An 18360-nucleotide genomic window follows, 5' to 3' on the forward strand; every position below is an offset into this window, starting at 1 on the left:
AGTAAGAAAAATAGTTAAACCGCCACTTTAGGATAACATATATAATATTTGACCACCGTTTTTGAAAGCGCTTTCAAGTACCGCTGATCCGATGCCTTAGCTATATCCGTTATCTTCCCGTTAGACCGCAATATACCTATATGCTGACCTTCTGCGTCATAGGCTTGATTATGGGTTTCCCCGGAAAACACAAAATAAGCCGTCTCTTTATCCGTTAGGCTATATTTGTTTTTAAATTTTAAAAAATGTTTTTGAAGTCTTTCCTGATTGATTGGTTTATTTTTCAGCTTAACATGGAGCAATCGCCTGTTAACGATCATTTTACACAAGGTTGAAAGTACAAAATCATCCTCATCTTGCCAACATTTAATAGCCCACATGATATCCACATCGTCCAATTTGGCAAACTGATCCAACACCGCCTGATTAAAATCCTCTTTAGATATTTTATGCTCCATAAAAAATCGTAAAGCACCACTACAAGGTAATTGCTCTCCCGCTTCCAATAGTTCTTTAGCCCTTTTTAAAATACGTATCAAAAGTTGTTCTGCCACCAAACCGGTTTTGTGCAAATAAACCTGCCAATACATAAAGCGCCTGGCCATTAGAAACTTCTCTACGGAATAAATCCCCTTTTCCTCTACTACCAATTCCCCATTGTAAACATTCAACATGGTAAGTAGTCGTTCGGAGTTTATGTTCCCTTCTGCCACTCCCGTATAGAAGCTATCCCTCTTCAAATAATCCATACGATCCATATCAATCTGACTAGATACTAGTTGGTTTAAATACTTTTTGGGATACTGCCCCTTAAATATAGAGATAGCTACGGACAGTTTGCCTTTGTATTTACGATTTAGCTCCTCCATAAACATCAAGGAAATATACTCATGGCTAACCCCTTCCACAATGGAATGCTCCATAGCATGGGAAAAAGGCCCATGACCAATGTCGTGCAGCAGAATAGCACACAGTAACCCTTCTTCCTCCTCTTTGGTAATGGAAACTCCCTTAAATCGTAAACTTTGAATGGATTGCTGCATTAGATGCATACTTCCCAATGCATGTGGAAAGCGCGTGTGATGAGCACCTGGATACACTAAATAGGAAAGACCCATTTGCGAAATCCTCCGGAGCCGTTGAAAATAGGGTTCCTCGATCAGATTAAAAATAAGTGCACTGGGTATTCCAATAAATCCGTAAATTGGATCATTGAAAATTTTTAGTTTCTTTGATTTGATCAATATCACAATACTTTTACGCCGACAAATATAATGAACAAGATAACAATACTTTGGGTAGATGATGAAATAGATTTGTTAAAACCACACATTCTTTTCTTAGAAAATAAAAACTATGAAGTTGTTAGCTGTTTAAGTGGTCGCGAAGCGTTGGAAGTACTAAAAGAGCAACGAGTAGACATTGTTTTTTTAGATGAAAATATGCCGGGGATTTCCGGACTAGAGACACTTAATGAGATAAAAGCCACCCATGGCTCCCTTCCCGTGGTGATGATTACCAAAAGCGAGGAAGAGATGATTATGGAAGAGGCTATTGGTGCTAAGATTGCCGATTATCTCATAAAGCCCGTAAACCCCAATCAAATATTACTTTCCTTAAAAAAGAATTTAGATCACTCCCGACTGGTATCGGAAAAAACCACTTCTAACTACCAACAGGAGTTTCGGAAAATAGCCATGGACCTAAGCATGGTTAATAGCCATGAAGAATGGACCGACCTTTACAGGAAACTGATTTACTGGGAATTGCAATTGGAGGAAATTGAAGATTCGGGAATGTTCGAAATCTTGGAATCCCAAAAAACAGAAGCCAATAGACATTTTGGAAAATTCATAGACCAACATTATCCACAATGGTTCCAAGACCAAGACGCCCCCATCATGTCTCACACCCTGTTCAATAAATTGATTAAACCGGAAATAAAGGACCGAAAAACCTTGCTGTTAATTATCGATAACCTTCGATATGATCAATGGATGGCGTTTGAGGACACCTTAAATACCTACTATAGAAAAGAAAGTGAAACTCCTTATTACAGCATCCTCCCCACAGCCACCCAGTATGCAAGAAATGCCATGTTTTCTGGGCTAACACCTCTTGATATGGAAAAAAAGCACCCCCAGTGGTGGAAAAACGACACCGACGAAGGAGGAAAGAATCTACATGAATCCCAGTTTTTCGAGGCTCAACTGAAACGGACGGGATTGGATATTAAATGGGAATATCACAAAATCAGTAGCCTAAAGCAGGGCAAGCACATGGCTCAAAACCTCAGGTCCCAAAAAGACAATGACCTCACTATAATTGTTTACAATTTTGTAGATATGCTCTCCCATTCCAAAACGGAAATGGAGGTTGTAAAAGAGTTAGCTTCCAATGACAAGGCCTATAGGTCCCTTGCCTTAAGCTGGTTTAAGAATTCTCCCTTATTGGAAATCATCCAACAGGCCCAGGCCATGGGATTAAAACTAATTTTAACCACGGATCACGGCACTATAAACGTTAAGCAACCTTCAAAAGTAATTGGGGACAAAGAGACCAGCCTCAATTTAAGGTATAAAACAGGAAAAAGCCTTACTTATGATGAGAAAGACGTTTTAATGGCAAAAGATCCAAACAAAATATATTTGCCTTCCATCAACGTAAGCAGTTCTTTTATATTTGCAAAAAATGATTTATTCTTCGCCTATCCCAACAACTACAACCATTACGTTAGTTATTATCGCAATACCTATCAACATGGAGGAGTATCTTTAGAGGAGATGGTGATACCATTTGTTGTATTAGAACCTAAATAATATGGATTTTCAATATGAATAAAACCTATACCTTGGCACAATTGGAGTCTATTGTGCAATACATAATAAAGGAGACTAACTCCAAGACGCTCTGCTTCCACGGAGATATGGGGACTGGAAAAACAACCTTAATCAAAGCCTTGGTTAAGGAACTGGGCGGGGGAAATACCAGTAGTAGCCCCACTTTTGGCATTGTTAATGAATACCACAACAAGGATGGAGAGGTATTAGGATACCATTTTGATTTTTACCGTTTAGAGGATGAAAGCGAGGCCTTGGACTTAGGTTTGGAGGATTACTTATATACGGACAGCTGGATTTTTATGGAGTGGCCAGAAAAAATTCAGTCGTTAATACCAGAACACGCCACCCATATACATATTAATCTAATTGATGAAAATACCAGAAGCCTAAAAATTTCCAAGGACGAGACATCCTAGAAGCAGTACGTCCCTAAGCATTAATCATATAGTGCTTAGTACTTATCACCCCCTTTAACTATGCAGTTTAGCTATGCATTTACACTCGGAGAATCCACACTGTACAGGCAAGTTGAAATAGGCAAGGTAAAAAGGCGAGACCAGAAAAGAAGTCACTAATAAAGTGAAATCACCTAAAGAAAAAATATTGTAATTTTGGGGCACAAAGTTTCAAAGCAATTCTGCGCCTACCAAGACAGCACTACAACCTATGAACCCACAATCCTCACCATTTAGTAAGCAGCAATTGCTTCCGCAGGAAGAAACCTTGGAAATCCTAAAACAAAAAGGAGAACTTTTTATTGGAATTCCCAAGGAAAACCAATTTCAGGAAAAGCGCATTTGCCTCACTCCCGACGCGGTAAACGCCATTACGGCTAATGGACATCGAATTCTTATAGAATCTGGAGCAGGATTGGGCGCCAATTACCTAGACGTAGAATACACTAATGCGGGCGCAGAGATTACCAGGGATGCTAAAAAAGTTTTTGGCTGCCCTATTATCTTGAAGGTAGAACCCCCTACCCTAGAAGAAATTCAATTAATTAACCCGCAGTCCACCATTATATCTGCCTTGCAAATTAAAACCACTAGCAAGAAATATTTTCAGGAGCTAGCAAAAAAACGAATAACAGCCATTGCATTCGAATATATTAGGGACGATGAAGGCAAGTTTCCCGCAGTACGATCCTTAAGTGAAATTGCAGGAACCGCTTCGGTCTTAATTGCCTCCGAAATTATGGCTGCTACCAATAATGGGAATGGATTGATGTTTGGAAATATCAGCGGAGTACCCCCGGTAGAAGTTGTGATCATTGGTGCCGGGACGGTTGGTGAATTTGCAGCAAGATCTGCCTTGGGCTTAGGTGCCAACATCAAGATTTTTGATAATTCTATAAGTAAGTTGCGAAGCATTCAGACCAATCTCAGACAAACGGTATACACCTCTACCATACAACCAAAAAACCTTTTAAAGGCCTTAAAGCGTTGTGATGTAGCCATAGGAGCAACCAGAGGTAAAGATCGCTCCCCGGTGGTGGTTTCCAATACCATGGTAGAACACATGAAGAAGGGCGCCGTAGTCATAGATGTAAGTATTGATACCGGTGGATGTTTCGAATCTAGCGAACTAACCTCGCACGACAAACCCACTATTGAAAAAAATGGCGTGCTGCATTATGGGGTTCCTAATATCCCGTCTAGATACCCCAAGACAGCCTCTATATCCATTAGCAATATCTTTACCCCTTATTTGTTAAAGATCGGGGAAGATGGCGGATTTGAAAATGCGCTGCGTTTTGACAAAGGACTTCGTAGTGGATTGTATCTTTACCACGGCATATTGACCAATAAATCCGTTGGGGAATGGTTTGACCTTTCCTACAGCGATATTAATTTTCTTATTTTTTAATTTATGGCTTTTTTAAAACGCTTGGGCTTTTACCTAATAGGGCTAGCCATTGGCATTGTTTTTTTAACTGTTTTTTTCAAGAAAAAAACTGAAGGAACCGATACGGAGTTCTGTTATTTTCCCAACTGCCGGACTTTAAAAGATATTAGGTCCAAGGAAGTTACCTATTCCGATGCGATCAATAAACTACTAGAGGAAAATAAACTAGACAGTACGGATATCAACCATTTTTTAAGAAATGGCAATGTAGATTTCAGGAATAGTGACACCAAATCCACCCCATGCAAAACCTATTTGATAGAAGCACCAATAAACGACAAAAAGGCCATTCTAAGGGTTAGTAATTGCCCAGAGAAAAGTATTTTGGAAGATATAAGCTTTTAGGGATTACCTACAAATACAATAAAAGCAAAAGGCAGGCTTGGAATATTTCCGAGCCCGCCTTTTATTATAATATTAAAATAGGTTCAGCAAACTATAGTAGCTACCAGAACCACTTAAATTTTTCTTCTTTTTCGCTCCTTCTTCAATAGTGTTAGCTCCCTACTGGTTTGTCCGGCTACAGAGGTGTTCTCCTCAGCCCTTCTAATCAAATATGGCATCACATCCCTTACAGGGCCAAAGGGTAGGTATTTTGCAACATTATATCCTTTTGCAGATAGATTATAGGAAATATGATCGCTCATCCCATATAGCTGCCCAAACCAAACCCTTGGATCGTTCACCTCAATACCTTTTTCTTCCATCTTCTCCATAACCAGATACGTGCTATTTTCGTTATGGGTACCAGCAAAAAGAGAAATTCTATCCAAATGATCTAAAATATAGGCAGCTACCTCGTCAAAGTTTTCATCTGTAGCTTTTTTGGAAGAGCATATTGGAGTAGCATACCCCATTTCTTCGGCTCTTTCGTTTTCCTTTTCCATATAGGCCCCTCTTACCACCTTCACTCCAATAAAATACCCCTCACTCTTGGCATGTTCGTGAATTTTTTTCAGGTACTCTAAGCGATCCCACCTATAGGTTTGCAGGGTGTTGAAAACAATTGCTTTGTTTATGTTGTATTTCTGCATCATTTGCTCCACCAATGCATCTGCTGCTCCTTGGATATAACTCTCTTCAGCATCAATAAGCAGGGCCACATCTAGGTCATGCGCTTTTTTACACACGCTATTAAACCTATTAACCACTCGTTGCCATTCTTCCTCCTCCAGGGTGGTTAACTCCTCCCCTGCAGTAATTTTTTGATACAACTTAAATCGACCAAATCCGGTTGGCTTAAATACCGCAAAGGGAATTGCTTCTTTCTCCTTTACAAAATCTAGCGTCTGCATGGTTTTCTCAAAGCAATAATCCAACTGATTTTCCACTTGCTGACCTTCCACAGAGTAGTCCAAAATAGTACTAACTCCCTTTTCGAACATCCTGTTGGCTACCACAAGACATTCCTCTTCATTGGTTCCACCACAAAAATGGTCAAAAACGGTTGCCCTAATTAAGCGCTCTACCGGTAAATTGGCCTTAATGGCGAAGTTGGTAACTGCGGTACCTATTCTTACTAAAGGTTCATTTCCTATTAACTTGAATAAAAAATATGCCCTTTCTAGTTCTGAGTCGGTTTTTAAAGCAAAAGCCGTTGCAGTATCCTCAAAAAGATCCCTCATTTATACGTATTTATTAAGGATCCAAAGATAAGTACAGAATTTGTATTCAATCACAATAAATAGTCTTTATTTTGCATCAAACTATTGCGATTATGGACTCCATTATTACCGACACCTACGCGGTACATTTTAATGAAAACGGCTACAAAGTTATCAATGATCAGTTGGCCAGTAAAAACTACTCCAAACTGTTTATTCTAGTAGACGAAAACACCCATAACCATTGCCTTCCCAGATTTATGGGAAACATTGAAGGGGATTACGATTTTGAGATTATTGAGATAGAAGCCGGGGAAATAAACAAAAATATTGAGACCTGTACGCAGGTCTGGGAAGTGCTCTCAGAATTGGATGCAGATCGCAAGAGCGCCATGATTAATTTGGGTGGCGGTGTAGTAACCGATCTCGGTGGATTTGTGGCCTCTTGTTTTAAGAGAGGAATAGACTTTATTAATGTCCCAACTACCCTCCTCGCTATGGTAGATGCATCAGTTGGAGGCAAAACCGGAGTAGATCTGGGATCCCTAAAAAACCAAATTGGCGTAATTAATCAGCCAGAATTAGTGTTGGTTGATCCCCTGTTTTTAAACACCCTGGACGAAAGACAACTACAAAGTGGGTTTGCCGAAATGCTAAAGCATGGATTAATCTCTGATGCCAACTATTGGAGCACCCTAAAAAATGTCGCTGGATTTAAGGAGATAGACTCCTTAATCCACACATCGGTTTCTATAAAAAATGAGGTGGTAGTTAAAGATCCTACGGAGCAACATTTAAGAAAAATATTGAATTATGGGCACACCCTAGGCCACGCGGTGGAGTCCTATTTTCTGGAGCACCCAGACTACGAATTACTATTGCATGGAGAAGCAATTGCAGTTGGAATGATTCTGGAAGCCTACCTGTCCCATAAATTAACAGGACTGCCACTAGCTGAATTGGAAGACATAAAAGAAACTTTTTTAAGCAGATACAAGAAAGTTTCCTTTACAAAGGCCGACATTGAATCTATTCTCTCCTTATTGAAGTTTGACAAGAAAAACTCTCACGGGAACATTAACTTTGTGCTACTACACGCCATTGGGGAACCTGCCATCGATATTAAAGTGAGCCCGGAACTAATGTTGGAAGCTTTTGATTATTACGCCAACTAAATACCTCTAGCTACACTATAAGGATCCTGGATTTATAGAGGTTTCCGAATGATGGGCGAAGGAAAGAGGACCTATTGATTTCAACTGAATGACGGAAGCCAGACACTAAGAAACTTAACCTTTAGCGGCTAAGCATTTTGTTGATGTTAAGAAATCGGAAACAGGAGATATACCGCTTATTCTACCCCTAGAATTAAGACCAAAAAAAATCCCATTCAAAAAAACTTGAATGGGATTTTATATTTTAAGAACCAATCTACAGCTCATTAAATATAGTGTGCATCAATCGCTTTTTATCGTTTATGCTTTCCTCTAGGGAAATCATGGTTTCAGTTCTACTTATTCCATCGATATCATCTATTTTAAAGATGATGTTTTTAGCGTGATTGGTATCCTTGGCTCTAATTTTACAGAAAATATTGAATTTTCCAGTTGTAATATGTGCTACGGTAACGTTCGGAATCTGATTTAAGCGCTCCAATACAAATTTTGTTTGATGCGTCTTTTCAAGAAAAATTCCCACATAGGCAATAAATGAGTATCCCAACTTTATATAATCTAGCGTAAGGGAAGACCCTCTTATGATTCCCGCTTCCTCCATTTTCTTTACTCGCACATGCACGGTACCTGCAGAAATCAATAGTTTCTTAGCAATATCCGTAAAAGGTGTCCTAGTGTTATCAATTAACATGTCTAAGATTTGGTGGTCTATTTCGTCTAATTTTACTTTACCCATCAGTGTTAAATTTAAATGCAAAAATAACAAAATATCGAATTAAATGTAATGAAAGTGTCATTTTTATATGAATTGTGTAATGATTTTGGAATTAGGGAACGTATTTCCATTTATTTTAAAAGATTAGACAGTTTTGGGGTAGCTTGCACATCCGCTAAATCATTAACACTTAAGCAATTATAGGTTTTATGACCAAAAAAACCACTTAAATCCCCAATTTTTTCCAATTTTGGAACAAATTCAATTTTATTTTCCACCAAGGTTTCCACATATAAAATTCCTGCGCTGTCTCCAGCCTTATAACTAGGGTTTATGGTTTCCAAATGATGGATAATCACATCCAGAAAAAGCTTGTTGTTTTCTGGAATATCCAAGTAAGAATCCAATGAATAGGCATCCGTTTCATCGTTGGCGACTACCTGTAAAGCTTTCATCAACGCTAAAAATATATAATACCTGGTTTGTTCGCGTTCATAATCGTCCGGATAATGTCCCGCTTCAAAGAGGATGGTAGGCGTGTTAAGCATTTGAAAGGTATCCCCCACACAATTTTTGTTAAACCCATCATCATACCTCCCTACTTGTCCCGGAATAAAGTCTTGCAGCTCATTATTCATTGCTACGATTAATTTCATGGCTACCGCCCTATTCTTAGAAACACTCCTTTCTGGGTCACTAGCTGGAGCCAAAAAGGAAACGGTAGCTGGTTTGTTCGTATCCCCTACATTAAATATAGTACGTTGGTCGTGTAGATTAAAACAAAAATGAGGCTTAAAATTTTGATAAGCCTCCCTTAACACCTCACTTTCTGGCTGAGTCCTTTCTTGAGCATCCCTATTTAAATCTACCTTATTGGCATTTACCCGAGTATACGCTAAAGCGCCATCCGGATTCAACATAGGTAGTATTCTTATAGTACAGGCTTCTAAAATTAGGACCGCAAGATCTGATCCTGCATTTAAGAAACTAATAAGATCCAAAACTGCCTTGGTGGTGGTAGACTCGTTTCCATGCATTTGAGACCACATGAGAATACGCGTATTTCCAGAACCCAAATCAATAGATTCTATATCCCTCTTTTGAACGGATTTCCCTACTTGAGAAACTGAAAAATTGGCAGCTACTGCATCCATAAAAGGAGCAATATCCTTTAGGGTAACATATCTTCCTTGAACCTCCTTAACCTTTATTGCATTGTAATTGTATTTAAACATCTGACTTGATAGTATGGAATGAAGCACAAATATACTTTCAAAATAATTTACACTTGTCAATTCTTAATTTACATTTGTAAATTAACATGAAGAGGGGGTGGATGCGGTAGTTTACTTTTGTAACCCAACCTTCAGGACCTATATGCAAAAACTATAGTTGAGACTTATTTCACTCAATTTCAACTACTTACGTAATAATACTTAAACGTTAAGTTAAACTCATTTGACGACCTAACTGAGAATTTATATTAATATATAATTATATTTCATTAGCTTTGAATCAATGAATTTACAATGATAAACAACCAGGAATTTACAAAAAGACTCGAGCAAGTCTTAAAATATTACGACCTCCCCGCCTTTGTGTTTGCCGATAAAATTGGAGTGCAAAGATCTAGCATCTCCCACCTCTTGTCTGGAAGAAACAAACCTAGCTTAGATTTTGTGATGCGAGTGGTATCCTCTTTTCCAGAGGTAGATTTATACTGGCTACTGTATGGTAAGGGAAGTTTTCCCAAGAGATCAGAATCCGAAGCACCTACCGCAACTCAAGCTCCCCTTCCCAAAGAAACTTTTGAAGCGAGCCCCGAGCCTGCCTCAAAAATTGAAAAAATAATTATTTTCTATACGGACGGCAGTTTTAAAGCCTACACGGATAATTAGATTTCACCCTTGCATATCCCAGACATAAAGCATTGAAATCCCTTTTATATTACCGTTATAATGTGGTATTTTTGACGTTTCATACCCTCTAATTTTTATATTTTGAATTATGATCAAAAGAATACCCCTTGTTTTAGTAGCCTTATTAAGCTTGAGTGCATGCTATCAACCCGAGCGAAATTGCGCAGATTTTAAAGACGGTAAATTCTCCTTTACCGCAACAATTGACGGGGAAGAACACACCACCATCTTTGAAAGAAGAGGAGATATCGAAATAGAACACTTTGGAGGAAAGTCTGATACCTCTTCCGTTAGGTGGATCAACCCTTGCGAATACGTAGTGAGGAAACTTCACCCCAAAAACATGGCCGAGGAAAAGTCTATCCACATGAAGATTTTATCCACTACAAAGGACTCCTACACTTTTGAATACCGATTAGTAGGCAGCCCCAACAGATCTACCGGAACCGCCATTAAAGTAGATTAAGCAACCATCACTTATCGGACTCACACACAAGAAAGAGCCTCTAAAAAACACTACAAAAAAAAACCGCCATTATGACGGTTTTTTTGTTGCTAATAATCAGTATTTAATTTGGCCTACTAAAAGCCACCTCGGGATTTAACTTCTTTTGCCCCTCGTACAAACGCTGCTGCTGCTTCACAGTTAAGGTGCTTCCATCCGGACTCCATCCTGGCGGACCAAAGATATACATAAGCGCATGAGAGAGTTTCTTAGCGCTCTTCACATCCTTATAGATATCCTTATACTCATGCGTTAAAATAATCAAGGGATTGTGGGAGTTTGGAGCGTTGGTAACACCAAACTTCACATCTATATCCTCATCGTACTCCTTCCAAGTACCAAACATCTTATCGAATATGTTTAAAAATCCACCGTGGTTTTTATCCAAATACTCCACATTTTGCGCGTGATGCACCTGATGCATGGTGTGGGTATTAAAAATCTTTTCCAAGAACCCTAATTTAGGTACGTAAACCGTATGCAATTGAAATTGCCACAACGCTTCTATTCCTAAGCACACCACAACCATTTCCGGCGGAAATCCAATCATAGGCATCCACATGTAAAATAAAGGCTTATAAAGGATGGTGAACCAACCATTTCTCACAGCGGTTCCCAGGTTGTAGTTGTCGGAAGAATGATGTACTATATGAGCTGCCCATAGAATACGTATTTCATGATTAGCCCTATGAAACCAATAATAGGTAAAATCGTCGGCAAGCTGACACAGTATCCACACATACCAAGCATAACTAAAGGAGGCATACCCCAAAATATTGGTCCGCACCCCATCAGTAATAGGATTAAATAGCTCGTAAGCGAACTCAAAAATAACTATAGCAGATACCACCTTAATCAGCGGGGCAATAATAGCAGACCCTACTCCCATAAAGCCGCTTGCTGCAAAATCTTTCCAATCATACAACTTATCATCGCCATGCGTTTTGCTATATGTAAGCTCCAGCAATATAAAAGCGATAAAACAAGGCACTCCATATACTAGGGGGTTGGTAAAATCCATATTTAAACTAGTTTGGGGTAAATATATAACAACACAAAGGGAAACCTAAGAATCCCTCTTATTTAACATTAATAAAATATCATAGCTGAGAACAACTTCCAGGGAACCATCTTTTATTTGGATTGCCGTCTCAGCAACTCATTCTGCTCTTGCATCAACTTCTCCATATTAGACAACAGCTCTATATTTCTTGGCGTGGCCACTTCCTTATTCTTAGGATCTTCTGCCTTCGCCTTAAACCTATTGATAAACTTAACAATCACAAAGATGGTTAAGGAGATTATAAGAAAATCCACCAACACTTCAATTAGCGCTCCGTAACCAATTGCTATTTCCTCTACCCCCTCGGCACCTGGCCTTAAAACGTATTCCTTATCGGCGAAATGTACATCATCCGTTAAAAGGGATAGGGGAGGCATTAACACTTGATTCACCAGCGTGCTAACCACCTTATTAAAGGCAGTTCCTATAATAACTCCCACCGCCATGTCTATCATATTGCCTTTTACAGCAAACTCTCTAAAATCTTTAAAAAACTTTCCCATGAACTCGGTTTATAATCTTAAAATAGTTTGGTTTGACCTTCATCATCATCTAGATTCTTGCTATCTGCGCCTTTCTTATTAGCGCCTTCCGCAGATGAATCCAATCCAGCTACCTTTTCCTCGTCTACCACCTCTATTTCACTTGGCTCAAGCTCCTTAGGCTCCTCGTAAGGGATGGGATCTAGAATATTTATTTTCCTCACCCTATCCGGAGTGAGCTGATTGCCTAAAGCTTTAATTCCCTTAATGGATATAAACTCCTCCAGCTCAACCACTTGATTAGGCTTCGCATCTTTACCTCGAGGTTTAACAAACTCCACTTCTATCACCGGTTTCCAATCCGTACTCACATATTCCAAATAAGATTTTGGATGCTCGGTAATTATTAAATCCTCCCTATTTTCGCTCTCAATCAAAAAGCGCTTTACATGAAATCGCTCTTTCTCCCCTTCATAATACACTACCGAAACAGGCTTGTCTGGATTCCATTTTTCCAAGATCAACATATCGTCATTAAAGTGCGTGGATAGATTAGGGGTAAACGTTTTTGCGATCCCTTTCCGGGTTACCACCAATAGCAGATCGTCCCCTTTAAACTCACCCAGTAATTCCCCACGACCATCCACATTCAGCCTACGCACAACCTTGTCAAACCAAATCTTTCTTGGCTTTAGAGTTGAAACGCCTTTCTCCTTCAGTTCAATTCGCTTTACAGAGTATTTGGTAACCAAGTTTCCTTTTGCACCACGACCTTTAATCAATACATCGGCAAAATCTATATCCCATTTCAATTTCTTAATACTTCCCACCTGTCGCAGTTGCACAGAAATCACCTCTGCCTCCCCGTTTGGGTTGGCAGAGAAGTACAATACCGCTGACTGAGGCTTACCTTGCGTTAGATCGTACTCCCTATCCCTAGTTACACTGGTCACATTAAACCTTTTTATAAAACTGGAACCTCCCTTACCATCCTTGTAAATTAGGTTATAGATAGTTCGTTTGTCCTTTTTCTTAAAGACCGCAACGTGAATAATATTTTTCCCCACAAAGGTTTTACTGTCCACCTTGGTGACCATCATCTTTCCATCCCGGGTGAACACTATAATATCATCAATATCACTACAGTCGGTCACATACTCATCACGCCTCAAGGAGGTGCCCACAAACCCTTCTTCCCTATTTACATAAAGTTTCGTATTTCTGATCACCACCTTAGTAGCTTCAATATCATCAAATATTCGGATTTCCGATTTACGCTCCTTGCCCTTCCCGTATTTTTCTTTAAGGGATCTAAAATAAGCAATGGCATAATCGATTAGATTAGCCAAATGATGCTTCACCTCTTCAATACTCTTCTCTAAGTTATCCAAATGCTCCTGAGCCTTGTCCAGGTCGAATTTAGAAATCCTTTTAATCCTAATTTCTGTTAGTCGACCAATGTCTTCCTTGGTTACTGCTCTTTTAAGATGTTTGGTATAAGGAGCCAAACCTTTATCGATTGCCTCTATCACCCCTTCCCAAGTCTCCTCCTCTTCAATATCACGATAAATCCTCTTCTCAATAAAAATCCGCTCCAAAGAAGCAAAGTGCCACTGCTCCTCCAATTCTCCCAGCTTAATCTCCAATTCTGCCTTTAACAAGGCTACCGTATTATCGGTAGAGTGCTTTAGCATTTCCGTTACCCCAACAAAAAGAGGTTTGTGGTCTTCTATCACACAACCTAAGGGTGAAATGGAAGACTCGCAGGAGGTGAAAGCGTAAAGTGCATCTATTGTCTTATCTGGTGAGATACCGTTAGGCAAGTGCACCAATATCTCTACATTTTCTGCCGTATTATCTTCTATTTTACGGATTCTAATCTTCCCTTTTTCGTTTGCTTTAAGGATAGAATCTATTAAAGAAGAAGTGTTAGTGCCGTAGGGTATCTCATTTATAACCAGCGTGTTCTTATCTAATTGCCGAATGCGAGCGCGGACTCTTATTCTTCCTCCACGCATCCCATCGTTGTAATTACTCACGTCTATGATACCCGCAGTAGGAAAATCTGGATATATCGTAAAACGCTGCCCTTTTAGGTGTTTTATAGAACCGTCTATTAATTCTATAAAATTATGAGGCAGGACTTTGGTGGATAATCCCACTGCAATTCCCTCTGCCCCCTGGGCCAATAATAACGGGAACTTAACCGGCAGGTTTACCGGTTCTTTTTTTCTACCGTCATAAGATAGTTGCCATTCGGTGATTTTTGGACTAAAAAGCACCTCCAAAGCAAATTTTGTGAGTCGCGCTTCAATATACCTAGAAGCCGCCGCACTATCCCCTGTTAGAATATTTCCCCAGTTCCCCTGTGTGTCTATCAACAGGTCTTTTTGGCCAATTTGGACCATTGCATCTGCTATACTAGCATCCCCATGCGGATGATACTGCATGGTGTGCCCTACTACATTCGCTACTTTGTTATACCTACCATCGTCTAGCTCCTTTAAGGCATGCATAATTCGTCGTTGCACCGGCTTAAAGCCATCCTCTATTGCTGGGACCGCACGCTCCAAAATTACATAGGATGCGTAGTCCAGAAACCAGTCTTTATACATCCCTGTTACTTTGGTCAGGGCATCTTGAGGTTGTTCGTTATTATCTTGTGATAGTTGGTTTAGATCTTCATTTTCCTCCATTCAGAAAAACTCGTATTAGCTTGGTTTATAATTGGTTGTCCTCTATAAGATCAACCTCTGCTCTAAGGTTTTTAATGATGAATTCTTGGCGGTCCGGAGTATTCTTTCCCATATAAAATTCCAGTAGGCTTTCTATGGACATGGATTTATCTAACATCACAGGCTCCAATCTTATATCCTCACCAATGAAATGTTTGAATTCATCTGGGGAAATTTCACCCAATCCCTTAAATCTTGTAATCTCCGGGTTGCTACCCACCTTCTCCACCGCTTCCTGCTTTTCTTCATTGCTATAGCAATAAAAGGTTTTCTTTTTATTTCGAACACGGAAAAGTGGTGTCTGTAAGATAAACAAGTGATTCTCTTTAATTAGCTCGGGGAAGAACTGAAGGAAAAAGGTAATAAGCAGTAATCGGATATGCATACCGTCCACATCGGCATCCGTCGCAATCACAATTTTATTATACCGTAAATCCTCTATAGAGTCTTCTATATTTAGTGCTGCCTGTAGTAAATTAAACTCCTCATTTTCATAGACTATTTTTTTAGTCATTCCATAGGAATTTAATGGCTTCCCTCTCAGACTAAATACAGCCTGAGTATTTACATCCCTGGATTTGGTAATGGAACCCGATGCGGAATCTCCCTCCGTTATAAAAAGAGTACTTTCTAGACAACGCTCGTTCTTGGAATCTCCCAAGTGTATTCTACAGTCCCGCAACTTCTTATTGTGGAGACTCGCCTTTTTGGCTCTATCCCTGGCAAGCTTCCGGATTCCGGATAATTCCTTACGCTCGCGCTCTGCCTGAACAATCTTCTTTTGAAGCAACTCTGCCGTTTCAGGATTTTTATGCAGATAATTATCCAAGTGAGTCCCCACAAAATCATTGATATAGGTTCTTACGGTAGGAAGATCTCCCCCCATTTCCGTAGACCCCAATTTTGTTTTCGTCTGGCTCTCAAATACCGGCTCCATCACTTTAATAGCAATCGCAGCGATGATAGATTTTCTAATATCCGAAGCATCGTAATTCTTTTCATAAAAATCACGCACCGTTCGCACCACAGCTTCCCTGAAGGCCGCCAGATGCGTTCCACCCTGAGTGGTGTTTTGCCCGTTTACAAAGGAGTAATACTCCTCACTATATTGTGTTTTACTATGACTAAGGGCAATTTCAATATCGTCCCCTTTCAAATGAATGATGGGGTAAACCATATCATCCACACTGTTGTTATCCTCCAACAGGTCTTTCAATCCATTTTCTGAGTGATACTTTTCGCCATTAAAAATAATTGTAAGCCCTGGATTTAGGTACACGTAGTACTTCAGCATACGCCCCACGTACTCGTTCCGATACTTGTATTTCTTGAATATCTCCTCGTCCGGAACAAAACTTACTTTTGTTCCTTTTCGCCTAGACGAATCTTCGGGACCTGCTTCCTCTACCAGATTCCCTTTTGAGAATTCGGCAACCTTTAATTTATTCTCCCGTGCAGATTCTACTTTAAAGAAGCTGGATAAAGCGTTTACCGCTTTGGTACCCACCCCATTTAAACCTACCGATTTTTTAAAGGCCCTAGAATCGTACTTACCCCCAGTATTCATTTTGGAGACTACGTCTACCACTTTGCCCAAAGGTATTCCACGGCCATAATCCCTAACAGTTACAACATTGTCCCGAATTCCGATTTCGATCGTTTTTCCGGATCCCATTACAAACTCATCGATACTATTGTCTATGACCTCCTTTAATAGGATGTATATACCATCATCGGCTGAGGAACCATCCCCCAACTTTCCTATATACATACCAGGACGCATCCTAATATGTTCTTTCCAATCTAGCGATCGGATATTGTCTTCTGTATACTGGGTATTTTCTAACATTTTCAGGGCTTTAAATGTAAGTGTTGCTAATATAGCAAGGGTTATAAAAAGATGAAACCCATAGCTGTTAAAGTAATTAACAATAAAAGCTAAAGTTTGTTGATAGCAAGCCTACCAAGATACATAATTTATACCCCAGATTATTATCGGCTCATAATCCTTGACTGCAACACGTGACTATTATACTAAAAAAAATCTACTTTCCAGCCTTAAGACCTATATTAGTCCCTAGGGAGCATTAGGCAAAGCTAACCACCTAGCTTCCGATGGAAAGTTAAAATCGATTTCTCACAGTACGGACATCAAGATTGACCAATGTCCCAAAAGCAAAAATACTAGATTATTACGAAGAATAAAATCGAAGTCCTACCTACACATTAAAGCGGAAGTGCACAACATCACCGTCCTTTACAACATACTCCTTACCTTCTACCCTCATTTTTCCCGCTTCCTTCACCTTTGCCTCACTACCGTAAGCGATAAAGTCTTCATAAGCAATTACCTCTGCCCTAATAAACCCTTTCTCAAAGTCAGTATGAATTACCCCAGCTGCTTGTGGTGCGGTAGCTCCTACAGGAATGGTCCAAGCGCGGACTTCCTTAACGCCTGCGGTGAAATAAGTTTCTAAATCCAATAATTTATAAGCACCTCGTATCAGCTTTGCAGAGCCGGGTTCGGTTAACCCTAAGTCTTCCAAAAACAGCTGTCGCTCCTCATAACTCTCCAACTCGGTGATATCGGCCTCTGTACCAACCGCCAAAAAGATAACCTCGGCATTCTCTTTGGCAACGGCTGCCCTCACCTGCTCTACATAGGCATTACCTGTAGTTGCAGCGTCTTCATCCACATTACAAACGTACATCACTGGCTTATCCGTAATAAACTGCAAGGGCTTCACAAACTCTGCCCTATCTTCTTTGGATATATCCAATGCACGCACGGAGGTACCTGTTTCCAAGCCTTCTTTTATAACTTGAAGTACTGCCTCTTCTTTCTGAGCATCCTTATTCCCAGTTTTTGCGGCACGTTTTACCTTGTCTAGCTTTTTCTCAACGGTTTCTAGGTCTTTTAACTGCAACTCCATATCAATGGTCTCCTTGTCCCTTATAGGGTCTATGGAACCATCTACATGCACAATATTATCATTGTCAAAACAGCGAAGCACATGAAGAATAGCATCCGTTTCCCTGATATTCCCCAAAAACTGGTTCCCCAAACCTTCTCCCTTACTGGCACCTTTTACCAATCCTGCAATATCTACGATCTCTACAGTGGCAGGCAACACTCTTTCTGGCTTTACCAGCTCCTCCAGCTTTTCCAATCGAGTATCCGGTACATTCACCACCCCTATATTGGGCTCTATGGTACAGAATGGAAAATTGGCGCTCTGTGCCTTGGCGTTGGACAAACAATTAAAAAGGGTTGATTTGCCTACATTGGGCAATCCTACAATACCTGCTTTCATGGTTCTAAATAATTATAAAAGAGTAAGAAAACCGAATAGCTTTCCAACCATTTTTTTTGACAGCGGCAAAGATACTATTTCTAGGACTTTTAGCATCTAT

The 18360-nt window shown here is 39.8% G+C and carries 16 protein-coding genes; 7 read left to right on the forward strand and 9 right to left on the reverse strand.

From position 1 onward, the window contains the following. Positions 1–14: 14 nt before the first annotated feature. Positions 15–1244, reverse strand: a complete 1230-nt coding sequence (locus BV214_RS07160) for an HD domain-containing protein (protein WP_086476808.1) — start codon at positions 1242–1244, stop codon at positions 15–17. A 30-nt stretch (positions 1245–1274) separates the two neighbouring features. Between BV214_RS07160 and porX the strand changes: the two genes are divergently transcribed. From porX to BV214_RS07180, 4 genes are all read left to right on the forward strand, one after another. Next, a complete protein-coding gene (porX, locus tag BV214_RS07165) occupies positions 1275–2819 on the forward strand; it encodes a T9SS response regulator signal transducer PorX (RefSeq protein ID WP_086476809.1) in 1545 nt (514 codons plus the stop codon). 14 nt (positions 2820–2833) lie between these two features. Continuing rightward, positions 2834–3259, forward strand: a complete 426-nt coding sequence (gene tsaE, locus BV214_RS07170; RefSeq protein ID WP_086476810.1) for a tRNA (adenosine(37)-N6)-threonylcarbamoyltransferase complex ATPase subunit type 1 TsaE — start codon at positions 2834–2836, stop codon at positions 3257–3259. A gap of 250 nt (positions 3260–3509) precedes the next feature. Beyond that, positions 3510–4709 carry an alanine dehydrogenase gene (locus BV214_RS07175; RefSeq protein ID WP_086476811.1) on the forward strand — a complete coding sequence of 400 codons (1200 nt, stop codon included), beginning with the start codon at positions 3510–3512 and terminating at the stop codon, positions 4707–4709. Between the two features lie 3 nt (positions 4710–4712). Then, positions 4713–5093 carry a hypothetical protein gene (locus BV214_RS07180; RefSeq protein WP_086476812.1) on the forward strand — a complete coding sequence of 127 codons (381 nt, stop codon included), beginning with the start codon at positions 4713–4715 and terminating at the stop codon, positions 5091–5093. Positions 5094–5206: 113 nt separating this feature from the next. On the opposite strand, the gene BV214_RS07185 is transcribed toward BV214_RS07180, so the two are convergent. Continuing rightward, positions 5207–6373: a proline dehydrogenase family protein gene (locus tag BV214_RS07185; protein ID WP_086476813.1), complete on the reverse strand. Its 1167-nt coding sequence runs from the start codon at positions 6371–6373 to the stop codon at positions 5207–5209. 92 nt (positions 6374–6465) lie between these two features. On the opposite strand from BV214_RS07185, the gene aroB reads away from it, so the two are divergent. Then, positions 6466–7527, forward strand: coding sequence for a 3-dehydroquinate synthase (gene aroB, locus BV214_RS07190; protein WP_086476814.1), 1062 nt, complete (start codon positions 6466–6468; stop codon positions 7525–7527). 256 nt (positions 7528–7783) lie between these two features. Here aroB and BV214_RS07195 read toward each other — a convergent pair whose 3' ends face one another. Both BV214_RS07195 and BV214_RS07200 read right to left on the reverse strand, forming a co-directional pair. Further along, on the reverse strand, positions 7784–8263 hold the full coding sequence (locus BV214_RS07195) for an Lrp/AsnC family transcriptional regulator (RefSeq protein WP_086476815.1): 480 nt from the start codon (positions 8261–8263) through the stop codon (positions 7784–7786). Positions 8264–8373: 110 nt separating this feature from the next. Beyond that, positions 8374–9477 (reverse strand): M14 family metallopeptidase, encoded by a 1104-nt coding sequence (locus BV214_RS07200; protein WP_086476816.1) that lies wholly within the window; start codon positions 9475–9477, stop codon positions 8374–8376. Between the two features lie 294 nt (positions 9478–9771). Between BV214_RS07200 and BV214_RS07205 the strand changes: the two genes are divergently transcribed. Then, on the forward strand, positions 9772–10140 hold the full coding sequence (locus tag BV214_RS07205; protein WP_086476817.1) for a helix-turn-helix transcriptional regulator: 369 nt from the start codon (positions 9772–9774) through the stop codon (positions 10138–10140). A 109-nt stretch (positions 10141–10249) separates the two neighbouring features. Beyond that, the gene (locus BV214_RS07210) at positions 10250–10627 is read left to right on the forward strand and encodes a DNA topoisomerase IV (RefSeq protein ID WP_086476818.1); all 378 of its coding nucleotides are present in this window, start codon (positions 10250–10252) and stop codon (positions 10625–10627) included. Between the two features lie 103 nt (positions 10628–10730). Here BV214_RS07210 and BV214_RS07215 read toward each other — a convergent pair whose 3' ends face one another. The 5 genes from BV214_RS07215 to ychF form a co-directional block, all read right to left on the reverse strand. Beyond that, positions 10731–11687 (reverse strand): sterol desaturase family protein, encoded by a 957-nt coding sequence (locus BV214_RS07215; RefSeq protein ID WP_086476819.1) that lies wholly within the window; start codon positions 11685–11687, stop codon positions 10731–10733. Between the two features lie 113 nt (positions 11688–11800). Then, the gene (gene mscL, locus BV214_RS07220; protein ID WP_086476820.1) at positions 11801–12232 is read right to left on the reverse strand and encodes a large-conductance mechanosensitive channel protein MscL; all 432 of its coding nucleotides are present in this window, start codon (positions 12230–12232) and stop codon (positions 11801–11803) included. A 17-nt stretch (positions 12233–12249) separates the two neighbouring features. Beyond that, positions 12250–14907, reverse strand: a complete 2658-nt coding sequence (locus BV214_RS07225) for a DNA gyrase/topoisomerase IV subunit A (protein WP_086476821.1) — start codon at positions 14905–14907, stop codon at positions 12250–12252. A gap of 25 nt (positions 14908–14932) precedes the next feature. Continuing rightward, positions 14933–16795: a DNA topoisomerase IV subunit B gene (locus BV214_RS07230; protein WP_086476822.1), complete on the reverse strand. Its 1863-nt coding sequence runs from the start codon at positions 16793–16795 to the stop codon at positions 14933–14935. Positions 16796–17165: 370 nt separating this feature from the next. Next, positions 17166–18260, reverse strand: coding sequence for a redox-regulated ATPase YchF (gene ychF, locus BV214_RS07235; protein WP_086476823.1), 1095 nt, complete (start codon positions 18258–18260; stop codon positions 17166–17168). Positions 18261–18360 lie beyond the last annotated feature (100 nt).

This window comes from Arenibacter amylolyticus, from assembly GCF_002150785.1.
GTDB lineage: Bacteria > Bacteroidota > Bacteroidia > Flavobacteriales > Flavobacteriaceae > Arenibacter > Arenibacter amylolyticus.